This window comes from Paenibacillus timonensis (assembly GCF_022427145.1).
Lineage (GTDB): Bacteria > Bacillota > Bacilli > Paenibacillales > Paenibacillaceae > Fontibacillus > Fontibacillus timonensis.
The window spans coordinates 1-16308 of the sequence record NZ_JAKSXN010000036.1; the positions used below are offsets into that span (position 1 = coordinate 1).

The following is a 16308-nucleotide window of genomic DNA, read 5'->3' on the forward strand; positions in this document are numbered from 1 at the left end:
CGAAACATCGCCAAATGGCTCATTCTATATGAAATTTCGAATAGATTGAGCCACTTTCCCTTTGCAGCGGCCTATTTTATATGATTTTTCATATAAAATGGGCTTTTTCGCCCTCCAAGGACCGAATATATATGAAATTTCGAACACAACCCACCCGCTCAGACCAAATCCGGGCTTAGTAGGGAGCCCACATATTCGTAAGAAGTGACGCGGCCGGAAGTCCCTTTCGCTAGCGCTCGGAGCCTCCCCTTTTCCACGAGAATCCGGCAATACTTAATGACCGTCATCGTGTGCAGTTCGAGCTCCCGCGCCACCTCGGTTGGGCGAATCACCCGATGATGGCGAATGGCGGCACGCATCAGGTCCCTTTCAATTTTGGAATAGGTGCGCAGGGTTCTCCCCTGAGCCACAGACAAATACGGTGACAGAATACTCCGCAAGGAAGAGAGGATAAACGTAGGGTTCTCCTTCAACTCGTCCAACGCAATGTAGTAGATCAAGCAGTCTTGGGACTGCAGAAACAGCCCCCTGTTCAAATCCATCCGATATTTGGTCCGATCCGTACCATGGGAGCCGTAATCCATGATTTCAAACACGATGCGTGTACCGCCAACCTCCCAAAGAAAATCCGCATAATAGGATCTCCCTCGCCAATCCTTCACCTCGTATTCCGGATGTAATCCGTTAAAGTGCCCCACCAACGGCCACCAAATCAACTCGACGAACAACTGATTTCCGTAACCGTGGCCGCGTTTAAGCGCATCGAGACGCTCGCCGGTTCTTCGTTTCATATGATCCTGGATCCAGGCATCATGTTCCGTTTGAAAGCCCATAGTCATCCCCCCTCCACATCGTAAAAAACAAAAAGCCCCGCTCCTCTCCATCCTGGAAAGGAAACGGGGCAGGCTTTGCCTCACGCAAGTTACTATATGATACTCCTAGTGTGGCACATGAATAAAGTTAACGCAATAGGACTTTACGTATCCGGCCATTACGCCACATTACGCCACGGCAGCTTACACGCCAAGCAGCTCGCGGATTTGCCCTTCGATGCTTTCCGGTTCGTCCGTCGGGCCGAAACGCTTGACGACTTTCCCCTCTTGATCCACAAGGAACTTCGTAAAGTTCCATTTGATCAGTTTTGACCCCAGCAAGCCCGGGGCTTCCTTCGTCAGGTGCTTAAACAGCGGGTGAGCGGTCTTCCCATTCACATCGATCTTCGAAAATAACGGGAACGACACGCCGAAATTCAGTTCGCAAGCTTGCGCCACCTCTTCGTCCGTCCCTAGCTCTTGGTTGGCGAACTGGCTCGAGGGGAATCCCAACACGGAAAACCCTTGGTCCTTATACGTGTCGTGCAGCTTCTGCAACCCCTTAAACTGCGGAGCAAAACCGCATTTGGTCGCGGTATTCACGATGAGCATCACCTGACCGCGATAAGGCTCCAAGGTTTGCACCTGGCCTTGAATTGTTTTCACTTCAATATCGAATAATGACATCCACGGCACCTCCATCATCCATTTAAATTAAGTGTGATTTAATTGTATACAATCTTTATCGTCGTGTCAATTTCGAATCGCCGGGCCATCTGTCTTCCCCAAGCCTGCCGGCCAACCGGACCCTTCCGGTCCGGTCCGTTCCGATCCAGTCAAGTCCAGTCACGGTCCAGTCCGCCAACGCAGCCCTCAGCCCTTTACTCGAAATATGAAGCAATGCTATAATGGCTCAACAGTAAATATATTGCATACAATTAAATGGCAGGTGAATATAAAATGAATACCGATGAATTGATGAAACTGGATAATCAGCTTTGCTTCGCTTTTTATACCTGCTCCCGGGAGATCATGAAGCTGTATCGGCCTTTGCTGGCGGAATTCGGCTTAACCTATACGCAGTACATTACGCTGCTCGCTTTATGGGAGCGGGACGGCGTCACCGTTAAAGAGCTAGGCGCGATGTTGTACCTCGACTCGGGCACCTTAACTCCATTGCTCAAGAAGCTGGAGCAAATGAACCTGGTCACCCGGACGCGGGATAAATCCGACGAGCGCAGCGTCATCATTGAATTAACCGAGGAGGGCAAAGCCCTGCGCGACAAAGCCTGCACCGTACCGATGCGGCTGTTTGCCGGCACCGATGCCGAGGTGGAGGATATCACCGCCATGCACCGGCAGATCAATGAATTCCTGCGCAAAATCGGCGGCGGCTCCGCCCAGCTTGAACAGCCTGAATAAGGCCACCCTAAACCCTCCATAATAGGGAAGGATCACCGAGTAACCGATGGAGGAGAATCTGCATGCTGGAAAATCTCGAGAGCAACTATAACTGCGCCCACGCGGGCGAGGACCTGCACCGGTTGAAGCAAGAACTGGCCTCGATGCGAGGCATGGGCCACGCCGACCCGGAGACGCAGGAGCAAATCAACCGGCTCGAAAACCAAATCGCGTTTATCATGAACAAATGCGACATTCATCATTAAGATGGAGAAACACCCGATTACGCCGCTGGAACAGCGTGCGGTAAACGGGTGTTTTTTTGCCTGCTTATCGTGGTCCCGTTATGCCGAACCGTTCGGGAAACTGCTTTACGATGCCTTCGGCCAGCATATCCGCAAGCCGGATCAGTTGATCCTCCGCCTCACCATAAAGACGGGCTTCGGTTGGCCAATCCTTGCTCAGCCTTGCATTCAAGCCCTCTTCAATCTGGTCCAAATACTGCTCAAGCCGCGGTTTCAATTCCTGGGCCGGCCAGTTAGGATTCGCTTTATTCAGGAAAATGGCAAGATCCTCGGCATTCCGCTGCCAATCCGCCCGGTACTTGTAAGTATCCTCCCGATGCCCCTTTTGAATCGCCTCCGTCAGCTCCGCGGCGATCCGGCCATGCTCCCGCAGCAGCTCGGTCAGCCGGTTGCCCGCTTCTTCCCCATAATAGGGCTGGAGCGCGTCCCCGATATCCTGCAGGTTTTGAAGCACCCGCGCCAATACCGCCTCGCGATCCTCCAACCCGGCGAGGCTGCTGACTTGAAGATCCCGCGTCCAGCTGGCATGATCGATCCACAGCTTGCGCATATCCGCCCGCAGCCGCTCCGCCTCCAGATGGCAAGGGCACGGGGACGTTTGCCCGGCGTGCCGCGATAACACCGGCTGCCCTTGATAGGGCTCCTCGACCACCGGCGCGCCGCCGGCATTCGCACTTACGGACGGGGCGTTAGCAAGCATCAGTATGAGAATGAAGAACCCCGCGGTTTTTTGACATATCCGTCTCATTCCATCTACTCCTTTTGGATATAAATGTTATGCGCCGTCTTTTATTATGGTTGATCCTGCCGATTTCATTCCCTTTTCCCCGCGAGCCCGTCCGAGTACAATAAAAATGCACGACCCCCATACCTACTGGAGAGCAGGTGATTCGCATCGTTGACTTGAACGAACTGGCCGGGCAGTTTGCTGCCGGCGCTTTAACGATTCATGGCGTTTATCTATCGAGGCTCGAACCCGGGCAATATGACGGTCATTCCAAGGAACGCCCTACGCCGCATGCCGGTTTGGTGTTCGCCTTGCGGGGGCAAGCGGAATTCGCTTTCGACGGCACCCCTTGCGAACTCGTCCCCGGGGTCATTGCGCACGGCGCGAAAAATATGACGCTGCAACTGAAGGTGCCCGCTACGGGTTTCGAATACGTCCTGATCCATTACACGATTGAGCTGCCCGCTGAAAGTAAGCTCGAGTACCATCGGACGCATTATTCCCTGGAACCGGGCGAGAACCCCCGGATCGTGGAAATGCTGCGCCAACTGCACGCGGCCGCCAACACGCCGGGCTCCCTGCAGTCGCTTCGCGTGAAAGAACTGTTCTACGGAACGATCGGCGAGGTGATCGGCTGCGCCCGCAACCGCTTGAACGTGGAGAGCCGCAGCACCGTCGAGCACGCGTTGGAGTACATCCATGCGCACTATATGGAACCGCTCAGTTTGCGGAAGCTGGCCGGCTTGCATGATTGGGACGTTAAAAAGTTCGCTTACGCCTTTCACAAATACGTCGGCTTATTCCCGATCGATTACGTGATCCGGCACCGGATGGCCCGGGCCAGCGAGTTATTGGCCACCAGCCGCTGCAGCGTCGGTGACATCGCGGAGAGCGTCGGTTATGGCGATGCCCATTACTTCAGTCGCCTTTTTAAAAAGCATGTCGGCTGCTCTCCCAGCGAATTTCGGGCCCGAATCGGGAATGATCCACCTATCCTTTGAAAATTGTCTATTCTCAAGCCCACCCGGTGTTGATTATAATTTGATTTGAAAATGAAAATCATTATCAATATGCCGAAGTGGAGGAGCTACACGTGTTGCAATCATTCAAGAAATGGGGACTTCTTCCCCTCCTAGTTATTTTATTGTTTTCCCTAACGGCGGCGGCCTGCGGAAATAATACGGGTACCCAAACCGGTAACGGCGGAACGGGCGAGGCATCGGCCAGCGGTTCGGACGCGGCTTCCGGCAACGCGGCGCAGGATGCAAAATTCCCGATTACCATTAAACACGACAAAGGCGAAACCGTGTTGAACGAAAAGCCGAAGAAAGTCGCCATCACGTACTTCCCGTATGCCGACCATCTGTTTGCGATCGGGGAGCAAGACGTCGTCGCCGGCGTCGTCGGCCTGAAATCGCTGCAGAACTTCCCCGTTTATGATCCTTACACGAAACAGGACAAGATCGCCGATTTGGGCGACACGGCCAGCATGGAGAGTATTTTGGCGTTGGATCCGGACGTCATCATCGCCTGGGAGGACGACGAGAAGATTTATGACCAGCTGTCCAAAATCGCCCCGACGATCCTGATTCGCCAATCCGAAAACTGGCAGGATACCATCGAGAAAGTTGCCGCGGTCATCGGGGAAGAAGACAAAGCCAAGCAGTACGTTGCCGATTACAACGCGAAGCTGGACGCGCTTGCGGCCAAAATGGACGAGACCGGCGCAAAAGGAAAAACGGCCATCTTCATGATGACCTGGGGCAAAGGCTTCAATTATTACGGCGGCGTTCGAATGGAGCCGTATTACGATCGCCTGGGCTTCGCCAAATTCGATGGCATGGAGGACTGGGCGGAAATCAGCCTGGAGGGCGTGGCCGACGTCAACCCGGATTACATTTTCCTCGGGGAGGATTTCACCGGCGCCGCGGAGCTCACACTGGACGAACTTGCCGATAATCCGGTCTGGAACGGGCTGAAAGCGGTCAAGAATGGCAACCTTCACGTGATCGACACGGAAATCGTCGGACCGCTGGCCATGGGCCAATCGAAAGGCCTCGACGTGATCGGGCAAATCATGGAGAAGTAGCCGCCTTCCCTATTCCACCAAAGTAGGGATAGCTGGGTGCCCGAAAGTATGTTACGATGTGGCTGTTCATTTTGTCATTTTCATTCCATCTCATCGTGACCGCAGGAGGGCATCCTTTGAAAACTAAATCTCAACCTGACGCGGAAACGTCGGCCGCACGCGACGTCCGTTCCGCTTCCGTCAAACGGAACTATATATTTCAGCTGTTAACCGTCTTTATCGGTTTCTTTATTTTCGGCTTCTCGGAAAATATTAAAGGCCCCGCCATCCCGCGCATCCAAACGGACTTCGGTATCGACGAGATGCAGATCGGGACGCTGCTCTCCCTGAATTCACTGGGATATCTGCTGGCTTGCTCGTTCACGGCTTACTTGACCCGCAAATGGGGCGCCAAAACGGTGACGATGTTGGCCTTCGGTTCGATGGCCGCATCCGGGGTGCTCATCTTCGCATCGCGCAGCTTCCCGGCGTTGTCGGGCTCCTATTTCCTGATGTACATCGGCAACGGGATGCTCGAAATCGCGCTGGCCATCCTGGCCGCCCGCATTTTCGTCGGCAACACCGGAACGATGATGAACCTCGCCCACTTCTTCTATGGGCTGAGTTCCACGGTAGCGCCAATGATCGCCTCGGGGCTGATGACCGTCTCCATCGGCGGGCATGTGCTCGACTGGCGCGGCATGTATTTGATTATGCTGTCGCTCTCGGTCATTCCGATGATCCCGACGCTGCTGAGCCGGTTTCCGGGCGAAGAAGAACAAGGCGGCGAGCGGGTTCCGTTTACGCGACTCATGCGCGATCCGGCCATCTGGCTGATCGTGCTGGTGCTCTCATTCGGCGTTATCTCGGAGATGGCCGTTGGCGGCTGGCTGGTCAACTTTTTGGAGAAAGCCTACCAATGGAATACCACCAGCGCTTCCGGCATGTTGTCCGCCTTCTTCCTCTGCTTTACGTTCGCCAGGCTGGCGCTGGGACCCATTACGGATAAAATCGGCTTTACGCTCTCGCTGATTCTGTTCTCCGCCTTCTCGGGGATCTGTACCTTGATTGCCATTTGGGCCGGCGAGCCCGGGGCTTTCCTGTTCGCGGCGGCCGGCATCGGGATCGCCCCGATCTACCCGACCGTCATGGCGCTGATCGCCAAGAAATACCGCTCTTCTAGCGACTCCGCCATCACCTTCATCGTGACGCTGATGGGGGTTGGGAGCGTCATCGGCAACTATCTGATCGGCGCGATCACCGACGGGATCAAGGAGCTCGTCGCAGGCGGCGCCGACACCGGACTTGGCTTGTTGCGCGGACTTCAGGCCGGGTACGCCTTTATTGGCGTATGCGCCTTGTTATGCGCGGTGTGCAGCGTGATCCTATACGCCTATCTGCGCAAACGGAACGAGTTGCTTTAGAGACCTGCCCGCGCCGCTCTATCCACATACAGACGCGAAAAACCCCCGCCTCCAGCCGAGCGATAGCTGCCGATGGATGCGGGGGTTTCCTCATTATAGGGCATATACCGCTCTAAAGCGGATTGCAATTCATGACGATAAGCCGGCAAGCCGCCGATACGTGGCTTCATCGGCTACAACGTAAAGCCGTGCCCCCGCAGGAATCGGCTGGTCCAGCTTGCGGTTGATGCCCAAATCGCCGCGGTCCGCCAGCAAGGTTGCGCCTTGCCGAAGCAGCGCCTCAAACGCTTCTCCGTACGAACTCCACCCGTGCTGAACGGGGATTTCGTAAATGTCGTCGCCGTATTGGCGGCTGAGCAGTTGGCGGATCACCTCGGAATTGCCTTCTTGCAGCGCAGAACGGACCGCCAATCGCGAGATGGCGTCATGGGACAGCACAAATTCATTCACTTGAACGTGGCGGAAGTTCTGGATATGTTTTTCCTGCATGATTTCTACGGTTGTATGTACTTGTGGCGCCAAACGTTCAATGCTGGAGGCAATCAACAGCGATTTGCCGTCGATTAGCGAATACTCCTCGATCCGCGAATCGGCAAAGATGATTGCGGCTTTCGCCTTGTCGATGCCGGCTTTCAACAAAATCTCGTCCGAGGACGGATCCCCGCTGATGAAATGCACCTGATGCATATGTTCCAGCGGATGCCGATCCGTCTCGTCGATGATCACGATGTGGGCTTTGGGGGAATAGCACAGGATTTCCTCCACCGCCGAGTACGCTTTTTTGCTCCAATTGATCAGAATAATCTGGTCTTCGCCCCGATAACTCAAAGCCCCTGCTCCTCTCTGCCGCTGAAGGCTCCCGATGGAATCGATGACTTTCCCGATCACCAAGCTCAGCAGCCCGATTCCGAAAATGTACAAAAACATCGTAAACGCTTTGCCCTGCACGGTCTCGGCAAAATAATCGCCGTAACCCACCGTGGCCATGGTGGTCATTACCCAATACAGCGCGTTAAACCAACTCCCGAAGGTCGCCGGCTCCAGCCCGTAAGCCACCGTTGCGCTAAGCGTAATAAATAACAGGATAATCAGTCCGATTGACGTTTTGCGTAAACGCATCAAACGCGTCGTAATTCTGAGCAAAAAGTGCATGTGACTGCCCCTTTTTCAAAATTCATTGTGAACTAACCTCTTACTAGATGATTAGGCTGCTGACGGCGAATGCCATGCCAATAAACACCAAGCACAGCAAGGTACCTACCGCGACATTCCCCTTCTTCAACTGCTCGGAGATATTAAATCCCGGCGTCACCAATTCAAAGATCCAGTAAGACGCCACGAGGCACACATAACCAACGGCAAACCACAGGATCATATGCAAGATGGAGGTGTTCGTGAAGGCGGACACCCCCAAAATGATAGCCGTGCCCAGGAATTTACCGCCCAGCGCCAGGGCCACGGCGACATTACCTTTCTTGAGCTCTTCCATGTCGCGGTACGGGGTCATCCAATTGAAGACCACCATCCCGAGTAATTGCAGCAAAATCATTACGACGACACTAACCACAATATTCACTACGATCGTCACTTCGCCCACCCCCGAAATTTCGCAAATGCCAAATCATAATCGGCAAAATCATGCACTTCCTCCAGCACGACCGACGCCGTCTTCGCTTTCTCCAACGCCGCGTACCGCGCGTCGTCGATCGGCTGCTTGATCCGGTTCCCGGTCGGCAGCTCCAATACGGCAAAGTTCCGCGTTTTGCCTTGGTATTCCGTTTTGTATACGCCGACAAGACTAACGTCGGTCGTCACCGACACCTTCAGCTCGGCCAGATCCTTCTCGGCGGCCGCCTGATCCGGATAGGACTTCAACGTCGTCCAAGAGGACAAGCGCACTTCGTTCTTCTGATTCTCGTCCGTGGTCAGCTCGGCATCCATGAACTGCAGGATCCAGATTTTGTCCCCGGTGGCGTAATTGCTGTCGTTCGGCAGCAGATCGTTATCGGGCAGAATCGTCATGTCGCTGCCCACCAGATCGCCGACCGTCGCTTCCATGATTTTATAATCCCAAGGTACTCGGGCGGTCGTTAACTCCGACTCCGAACCGGTATCGGTGGAGAAGACGCTGGTCGTATTGCCGCAGGCTCCGAGTACCGCTACGGACAACACCAGCATCAGCGTAACGAGGAATCGCCGCGCCCAAGGCTGCTTCGTATAATGCATTTATTTCACTCCTAACGCGATAAAATGACTGGCATTGCCGGTGATCGGTCCGCCGGCCCGCCCCAGCAGGCCGCAAGGGGTCCCGTTCAGGACGAACATGCCGGTCAGCAAATGCCGCTCGCCCACGACCGTTTCGATCCGGGCCAACTCGGCTCTTTTTTGATACACCGTAGGAAACAAGACGCTGCTATCAAAACCCTCTTGGTCCTCCAGCTCCAGCTCGCCCTCCGCATCGAACAGGCGTACCGAACCGCCTTCGCGCCCGAACATCGATTTGGACACGAAATCGCCAGAGAAGACCGGCTTATTGTAAGTTGGCAGTACATACTTGGCGATGGCCTGGCGTTCCTCTTCATCAAACAGCAAGCCCAACTCGTAAAGCCCCCAGACAGCGGCAAGCAATCCTTTGGATTGCAGCAAAATGCTGTGCGGCCCGTTGAAGATGGTGAGCCGACCGGTTTCGATCGCGTAGCTCAGCGCTTCGCCGGCATCGTCCACCGCCATCCATTCCTTCGGGTACAACGCGAACAGGCGTTCAATGCTGCGGCCGTCCTTATTTTTGAGCGTCCCTTCGTCGACCCATAACTCCAGGCAATCTTCATAGTGCAGATCCAGCCCGCTGTGACGCCCTAAGGCTTCGATCGTGCCGGAATCCTCCAGATGCCAGCTGTAATCGACGCAAGCCGCGGTATCCGGCCGCTCGATCCCCCAGGCTTCCGACACCAGGTCTTTCATCCGCGCGTTAGGCGAGGCATACCCTGCCTGCTCCATGAGCCATGGGGTGGCGATCGAAGCCTCGACGTAGCCGGTCGGCGTATCCGCGTTCAGCTCCAGCAGCTTGATGGTGCCGTCGTTCGCCACGGCGAAATCGAACCGCGCGTAGCGGCTGATCACTCCCGGCTCCGGCATCGGCAGCTCATCAAGCATCGTCCACAGAATCGGGGGAATGCCGATCAGTTCATAGAGATCCGGCCGGCGATGGACATAGCGCACGGCCTTGTCGAGAATGCGCCACAACGCCGCGGCCGCCTGTTCCAGCTCCGCGTAGGTCGCCTTCGGCATCAACACCAGCTGGTCGATCCAGTACTCCTCTTCTTCGAGATCCGCCCAGGTAAACCCCAGCTCGGCTAGTTTCGCGACCCGCTCGCCCCGGTCGGGATGCGGCCGGCCCACGACTTCGAAAATGCTGCTCCCGTCCGTCATCCGCCGAAAGACCCCTTACTGGTGCCGCTGGATCTCGAGCCGGAAAACGAGCTCTTGGAAGAGCCGGACGAGGAACTCGACGAGCCGAGCGAGCTCGATTTCCCGCCGATGCCGCCCGCCTTCGAGGAGGTGGAGCGTCGGACGATCGAGCCGGTGGATGAGGTCGATGTTTTGGGACGAACCACCGATCCGGCCATGGATTTGTTTTGGAACGTCTCGCTGGAATAAGATTTCGGTTTGTACGGCGTCGACGATCCTGCGTAGTAACCGCGATGGCTGTCGTACCAGCGGCCGGACGAATAGCTGGCCCCGTTGTTGAACAACAGGTGGTACAGCAGCATATCGTCCCAACCGAACCCGGAGTTATAACCCCCGTAGTTGTTGATGACGGTGGTGCCGCCCGAACCGCCTGAACCGTCGGACCCGGAAGCCGCCCCAGCACCCTCTTCTTCCTCCTCCAAAGGAAGCGGGATGTTCCAGTCCACGTTTTTGTCGAAATACTGTTTCACTTCTTCCGTCGACCAGGCGACCAGCTTCGGTTCATTCGCCGACGTGCCGCTCCCCGAGGCCGTAGCCCCGGCACCCGGAATCAGGAAAGCGTTAGCCAACAGCGCGATGCCGAGCGAAGTCGACAAGACGCGGATCGGCTTTCCTTCCGGAGTGAAAAACTTCGATGCGAACGGCTCCTTCGCCGTCGCGTCTTGCGCGGCGGCCGTGTCCGTCCGTGTTGCTTCCTCTTCTTTTGCCAAAACCGATTCCCTCCTTACGAAAAAACCATCTTATTCATGCGTGATCGGGACGAGCAGCAGCTCCAGCTTGCCCTCGTCAACGTTGAGCCGGCCTTCCACCGTTTCAAACTCCCGGTTGCCGACGACCAGGTAGTTCACATGCTCCAACGCAGCCACCATATTGGCGCTCCAAACGCGCTCTTCCAGTTCCCGCAGCTCACCATCCGGCAACTTTTCGTACAACTTGACGCTCATGCCATTATCCAATGCATTTCACCCTTTCCATGTACACACTAAGTAATGTTACGCACCGGTTCCCGCTTAGTTTCATCCTTTGTGCAGGGAGAAATAGGGAACGTGCGGGTGAGCGGTTCTGTTTGGTCAAAGGGGATGCGCCAGGAGTTCTGCGGACAAGCCGCCAAACCTAAAATTGGCAAACCCTTCCACAACCCTCCCACCAGCTTACGTCCGTTGCCAGGGAAACGCAATGACAAAATGCGAGGAGACCTTTTTGCGCAAGGTCGCTTCCGTTCGAGGGACTGTCTCCACGATGGACGGCTGAGATTGCGGATGGGCACACCTCAGAATAGTCCCATACGCTGGGAGGCTTGCACGGTGGACCGTTTTGCATGTGGGTAGCTTATGCGGCTGACTGGCTGCACGCTGGGGGTTTCCACTGTAGACGAACCCCACCCGATTGAACCTCTCATTCTGGACGGACAAGGCAGCCGGCACTATACTGGATCTAAGACGAAGCACGTCCCGTATTACTCCGAGGTTTGAATCCTAATCCGCGGGTGGGCGCCATGACCTTTAGGTCAGCGCTCCCTAGCGATTGTGGTTCGAGCTTCAAGGAGCGAATGCGGGACGTTTTTATTTTATTGGGGAAGGTGGGCGGCATATGAGTTCAATGAATTTTGAAGAAAACTACGCGGCGTTTCTGGAGTATCATTTGGCGCGAAGATCAGGGGAACGGCGAGGAAGATTGGAACGTGGACATGCCCATGCGGAGTCCCTGTTCCTGCGGAATGTCTGGTGGCCGCTGCGCGGCGATTTCGAGGGCCTCCATCCGGAGTATGAAGTCAGCGATTGGCGGGGACGGTCTTACTTTGCCGATTTCGCCTGGCTGCCGGGGGACGGCGAGTTAAAGCTGCTGTTCGAGATCAAGGGCTACGCCGTGCACGTTCGAGACATGGACCGCCAAAAATACTGCCACGAGCTCAATCGCGAAACCTTCCTGCACGCCATGGGCTACCAGGTGATCTCTTTCGCCTACGACGACGTGGAGCAGCGCCCCGAACTCTGCATCAACCTGCTGCGCATGGTACTCAGCCGTTACCATCCGGAACGCGTTCCCGTCTCGCGCGGCCTTTTGGCGGAAAAGGAGCTCATCCGGCTCGCCGTGCAGCTGGCGCGGCCGATTCGGCCGGTGGATGTGAGACGGCATTTTGAAGTAGACTACCGCACTGCCATGATCATGCTGAAGAAGTGTTGTGACAAGGGCTGGCTTAAACCCGTATTTAACGGGAAAGGCGAGCGGATCCTGCGATATGAGCTGATTCGTGGGGCGATTCAATATATGAGCTAACCCGGCAATTCTCCTGATCGAACCAATCGGCTAAGTGGAAAATACGCATCTATTTTCTCTCAAACGTGGGATTTTGAAGAGAATAGTTGGATAAACCGCACTTATTTCGCGGGTAATCAGCATTTACGAACAAAACTCCGGAAATTAGGTGCACAAAATCCACTTAGTTGCTCTAAACACTCTCATGCGGAGGATTTAAGTGGAGGATTTCCAACTAGTTATAATGCCGGCCCATTATCGAATCAATAAGCCGAGGCGTTAATTAGAAGGTGGTTGGTTTACCAGTCAAGGCTGAAATACAAGAAAAGGAAGCGGATCCCCGCCTCCTTCGCAAGGTAAAACTCGTTACACCAAAAACATCGCCACCACGGTGGTTGCGGCCAGGCCGATGAGCACCGGCTTCAGGTTGCGGCGGGCGAGCTCGAACGGACTCACGCCGCAGATGGCGGCGGCCGGGATGAGCGCCCACGGGATCAGCGTGCCGCCGCCGACCCAGATGGCGGCGACCTGCCCCAACGCCGTCAGCACGGCCGTGCCGGAGCCGATGGCGGTGCCAAACAGCTGGGCGATCGAGCCGGCCAGCGAAATGCCCGAGAAGCCGGAGCCGTCCAGGCCGGTGATCGCACCCGTGACGGCGAGGGTCACGGCGCCGACGATGCCGTTCAGCGGAACGACGTCGGCCAGCGCCACGCCGAGGTCGTTCACGATCCCGTGCGACGCTTCGGGGAGCACCTGCCCGAACAGCTCCTTAAACGCGGCGTCGCCAAGGTAGAAGAACGCGGCGATCGGGATCACGGGGCCAAACACCTTAAAACCGAAGGTCAACCCTTCGATCAGGTACGAAGTGACCTTCTCCAGGCCCCGGTTCCGGTGGGCCAGCAGCGTCACGCCGATCAGGATCAGCACCGCCGTGCCGCCGACCAGCGCCGTCGCGTCGCCGCCCTGCAAATTCAGCAGGAACATGGCGACGACGTCGGCGGCGAAGAGCAGCGGGATCAGGACGGCCAGCCATTTTTTCGCCTGTGGGGAAATGGCCGCTCGGTCCTCTTTGCTCGCTGGAAGATCCTCGCCAAGCACGCCGCCCGTGCCTTTCCCGGCCACCAGGCCGTCACGCCACGTTCCGTTCCGCTGATCGCGGCGCATCAGCCAATAGGCGGTCACCGTGCTCACCAGGCCCATGACGAGGACCAGCGGCACGCTGGCCGTCATGACGTTGCCCACGGGCAAGCCCGCGGCGTCCGCCGTCAGCTTCGGCGCCCCCTGGATGATATAGTCGCCGGACAAGGCGATGCCGTGACCGAACAAGTTCATCGCCACCGCCGCCCCCAGCGCCGGCAGCCCCACGCGAGCCGCCACGGGAAGCAGGACGGCGCCGATCAGCGCCACGGCAGGCGAGGGCCAGAAGAACAACGAGGTCACCATCATAATGATTCCGATGCCCCAATACGCCATCCCTGGTGTTCGGATGAACCGCGTCAACGGAGCAACCATCGTCTCGTTGATGCCCGTGCGAATCAGCACCCGGCTCATGGCCACGATGATCGAGATGATCATGATCGTCCCCATTAACTCTTTGGTCGCATAAATAAACGAGTTGAAGATGCCCGAAACCGAACCGCTGAGCGTCTCCGTCGCCAGCAGCCCCAGCGTAAATATCCCCAACACGCAAATCATCGTCGTATCGCGCCGCTTGATCAACAACGCCATAATCAAGACGATGAACGCCAGGTATACATAATGAATCGCCGACAACTCTATCCCTATCATGGAGTCACGCCCCTTTTCCTGCAAATGTGCTATATGCTATGCAGGAGCCCAAGCAAGGGTTCGGCCCATGTCGAGGCAACTTGAGGGTCGGCGTCGAATTTTGCAATATTTTCTAGTTTGGGTTAGCTATACCAAATTATAGTCGCGTATTTTTTTATAGAGCGTGCCGCGGGAGATGCCCAGCAGCTTGGCCGCATGGCTCTTGTTGCCCGCCGTGCGCTCCAGCGCTTCCTTCATGAGTTCCATTTCTTCCTCAGGGGTGATTCGCGGACGCAGCATCTTATCCAGACGATCCGCTTGTTCCGAAAAGGACAGCTTCGTCCCTTTACCCAAGCCGGACCCGTCATTGCCACCGCCAAACGTCATGCCCGCGTGAGCCGCCGCCGCGAATTCCAGTTGGGCTTGCTGCCGTTGCAGCGCTTCCGGTAAGTGCTCCAGCGTGATTTGCTCGTTGTCGCTTAAGATCACGCAGCGTTCGATCACCGCTCGCAATTCGCTCACGTTTCCCGGCCAGCCGTAATTCGCGAATGCCAGCATGACCTCCGGCGAAACCACCGGCAGCGGCTTCTGGTACTGCAGCGAAAAGACACGCAAGTACATTTGCACCAACGCGCCCAGATCCTCCCGCCGCTCGCGCAGCGGAGGCACCTTCAGCGATACCACGTTTAGCGCATAGTACAAATCCGTCCGGAATTTGCCCTCCCGCACGAGTTGCTCCAGATCCTGACTGGTGGCCGCGAAAATCCGCGCCGATACCGGAACCGCCTCCGAAGCCCCGATCCGCGTCAACGTACGCCGCTTTATGTATTGCGCCAGCTTCTCCTGCACGTCCAGCGGCAAGCATTCGATTTCATTCAAAAAGATCGAGCCGCCGTCCGCCGCCTCCAACCGGCCGGCTTGGCCCGACGGCTGTCCCGAGAAGGCGCCGCCCTGATAGCCGAACAGCTCGGCCTCGGCCAGTCCCGCCGGCACGGCCCCGCAGCTGAGCGACAAGAACGGGCCCTCCGGCCGCGCGCCGGCCCGATGGATCACCCTGGCCAGCTGCTCCTTGCCCGCGCCCGTCTCCCCGATCAACAGCACGGCGGAGTCGGTTTCCGCGAGCTTTTTGGCCAGCTTGATCACTTTGCCCATGCTTTCCCCGCGCCCGCTGATCAAGGCGAACGGATCCTCGTCGTTGATCCGCTGGGTGAACAGGCGGGATGTCGCCACCGTCAGTTCGTCGTTGAGCTTCACCAAATGCGTAATGTCCTGCTCCGTCGCCACGCCGCCGATAATGCCGCCGCCCGGCTCCACGATCGGCGACGCGTTGATCAGCACATGCGTGCCTTCCCGCGGACGATGGTAAGCCCCGCGCAGCCGCCGGCCTTCATCCAGAATGCCCAATACGACCAGCGCATCGGGGTCGAAATGCTCGCCAATCGTACGGCCGACAATGTCCGCTTTGGCGATGCCGTACACTTCCTCCGCCACCGCGTTCCAGCCGATCACCGTTCCGTTCCGGTCGACGACGGTCACCGCGTCGCTGACCGTCTCCAACAGGGCGTCGAAATACGCCTCCGCCCGCTGTTGCCGGTTCGCCGCCATCTTCAGCAAGTCGGCCAGCGGGAGGTAACCGACAGGCTCCTGTCCGTCATTCACCACTAACGCCGGCCGGCCGCTCGCATCCGCGCCGGACCACCGCGACGCCAGTTCGCTGACCGGGAGCGCCATCTCCGACTCCCGGAACATGGCCGAAACGGCGAACCCCGTTCCGCTAATCCGCAGCCCTTCACCGATGCTTACCCCGCCAAAGGCATCAAGCGGCCCAGCGTCATCCGGCGTCAACAAATACAGCGTCCCGCTCAACTCGACGACCGCCGACCGCCCGCTTTGCAACGCCGCTAGCAGCGCGCTTTTCTCCTCTTCCGGCCCGAAACGGGTCAGATCCCGCCGGTACGATATCCGTTCATGATTGAACATAACTACCTCACGCGTAATGAAATTTTACTTGTAAATCTAACACGAAAGCAGGCAAGGTTCAATATTCCAGCTGCGAAGATCCAGTGCGAACCCTCTTATA

17 protein-coding genes are annotated in these 16308 nt (G+C 56.8%); 6 read left to right on the top strand and 11 right to left on the bottom strand.

All coding sequences use genetic code 11. The features are described 5' to 3' along the window. Nucleotides 1–158: 158 nt before the first annotated feature. Both MJ257_RS14940 and MJ257_RS14945 read right to left on the bottom strand, forming a co-directional pair. The gene (locus MJ257_RS14940; protein WP_240269987.1) at nt 159–833 is read right to left on the bottom strand and encodes a hypothetical protein; all 675 of its coding nucleotides are present in this window, start codon (nt 831–833) and stop codon (nt 159–161) included. 183 nt (nt 834–1016) lie between these two features. After that, a complete protein-coding gene (locus MJ257_RS14945) occupies nt 1017–1499 on the bottom strand; it encodes a glutathione peroxidase (protein WP_240269988.1) in 483 nt (160 codons plus the stop codon). A gap of 273 nt (nt 1500–1772) precedes the next feature. Between MJ257_RS14945 and MJ257_RS14950 the strand changes: the two genes are divergently transcribed. Both MJ257_RS14950 and MJ257_RS14955 read left to right on the top strand, forming a co-directional pair. Beyond that, complete coding sequence (locus MJ257_RS14950) at nt 1773–2234, top strand: MarR family winged helix-turn-helix transcriptional regulator (protein ID WP_240269989.1); 462 nt, start codon at nt 1773–1775, stop codon at nt 2232–2234. Nucleotides 2235–2296: 62 nt separating this feature from the next. Next, nucleotides 2297–2479 carry a DUF2524 domain-containing protein gene (locus tag MJ257_RS14955; protein ID WP_240269990.1) on the top strand — a complete coding sequence of 61 codons (183 nt, stop codon included), beginning with the start codon at nt 2297–2299 and terminating at the stop codon, nt 2477–2479. A 64-nt stretch (nt 2480–2543) separates the two neighbouring features. On the opposite strand, the gene MJ257_RS14960 is transcribed toward MJ257_RS14955, so the two are convergent. Further along, on the bottom strand, nt 2544–3266 hold the full coding sequence (locus MJ257_RS14960) for a glycosyltransferase (protein WP_240269991.1): 723 nt from the start codon (nt 3264–3266) through the stop codon (nt 2544–2546). 137 nt (nt 3267–3403) lie between these two features. Here MJ257_RS14960 and MJ257_RS24915 point away from each other — a divergent pair, with 137 nt between their 5' ends. The 3 genes from MJ257_RS24915 (at nt 3404) to MJ257_RS14975 (ending at nt 6737) form a co-directional block, all read left to right on the top strand. Beyond that, a complete protein-coding gene (locus MJ257_RS24915) occupies nt 3404–4246 on the top strand; it encodes an AraC family transcriptional regulator (protein ID WP_240269992.1) in 843 nt (280 codons plus the stop codon). A gap of 92 nt (nt 4247–4338) precedes the next feature. Next, entirely contained in the window at nt 4339–5334 is a 996-nt protein-coding gene (locus MJ257_RS14970; RefSeq protein ID WP_240269993.1) for an ABC transporter substrate-binding protein, read from the top strand. Between the two features lie 116 nt (nt 5335–5450). After that, nucleotides 5451–6737 (top strand): MFS transporter, encoded by a 1287-nt coding sequence (locus tag MJ257_RS14975; RefSeq protein WP_372489813.1) that lies wholly within the window; start codon nt 5451–5453, stop codon nt 6735–6737. 129 nt (nt 6738–6866) lie between these two features. Here the strand turns inward: MJ257_RS14975 and MJ257_RS14980 are convergent, their stop codons facing one another. Genes MJ257_RS14980 through MJ257_RS15005 form a run of 6 tightly spaced genes read right to left on the bottom strand, consistent with a single transcriptional unit; the run spans nt 6867 to nt 11149 of the window. Continuing rightward, nucleotides 6867–7889, bottom strand: a complete 1023-nt coding sequence (locus MJ257_RS14980) for a potassium channel family protein (protein ID WP_240269994.1) — start codon at nt 7887–7889, stop codon at nt 6867–6869. Between the two features lie 43 nt (nt 7890–7932). Next, the gene (locus MJ257_RS14985; RefSeq protein ID WP_240269995.1) at nt 7933–8325 is read right to left on the bottom strand and encodes a DUF350 domain-containing protein; all 393 of its coding nucleotides are present in this window, start codon (nt 8323–8325) and stop codon (nt 7933–7935) included. Further along, complete coding sequence (locus MJ257_RS14990; RefSeq protein ID WP_240269996.1) at nt 8322–8963, bottom strand: hypothetical protein; 642 nt, start codon at nt 8961–8963, stop codon at nt 8322–8324. The genes MJ257_RS14985 and MJ257_RS14990 overlap by 4 nt, the downstream gene beginning before the upstream one ends. Continuing rightward, nucleotides 8964–10166 (bottom strand): glutathionylspermidine synthase family protein, encoded by a 1203-nt coding sequence (locus tag MJ257_RS14995; protein WP_240269997.1) that lies wholly within the window; start codon nt 10164–10166, stop codon nt 8964–8966. It abuts the gene before it with no gap. Further along, the gene (locus MJ257_RS15000) at nt 10163–10915 is read right to left on the bottom strand and encodes a hypothetical protein (RefSeq protein ID WP_240269998.1); all 753 of its coding nucleotides are present in this window, start codon (nt 10913–10915) and stop codon (nt 10163–10165) included. The genes MJ257_RS14995 and MJ257_RS15000 overlap by 4 nt, the downstream gene beginning before the upstream one ends. 30 nt (nt 10916–10945) lie before the next feature. Next, nucleotides 10946–11149: a hypothetical protein gene (locus MJ257_RS15005; RefSeq protein ID WP_372489814.1), complete on the bottom strand. Its 204-nt coding sequence runs from the start codon at nt 11147–11149 to the stop codon at nt 10946–10948. Nucleotides 11150–11804: 655 nt separating this feature from the next. On the opposite strand from MJ257_RS15005, the gene MJ257_RS15010 reads away from it, so the two are divergent. Continuing rightward, nucleotides 11805–12482 (top strand): PDDEXK family nuclease, encoded by a 678-nt coding sequence (locus MJ257_RS15010; protein ID WP_240270038.1) that lies wholly within the window; start codon nt 11805–11807, stop codon nt 12480–12482. 345 nt (nt 12483–12827) lie between these two features. On the opposite strand, the gene MJ257_RS15015 is transcribed toward MJ257_RS15010, so the two are convergent. Both MJ257_RS15015 and MJ257_RS15020 read right to left on the bottom strand, forming a co-directional pair. Next, nucleotides 12828–14246 carry a hypothetical protein gene (locus MJ257_RS15015; protein ID WP_240270039.1) on the bottom strand — a complete coding sequence of 473 codons (1419 nt, stop codon included), beginning with the start codon at nt 14244–14246 and terminating at the stop codon, nt 12828–12830. Nucleotides 14247–14375: 129 nt separating this feature from the next. After that, the gene (locus MJ257_RS15020) at nt 14376–16208 is read right to left on the bottom strand and encodes a sigma-54 interaction domain-containing protein (RefSeq protein WP_178022322.1); all 1833 of its coding nucleotides are present in this window, start codon (nt 16206–16208) and stop codon (nt 14376–14378) included. Nucleotides 16209–16308 lie beyond the last annotated feature (100 nt).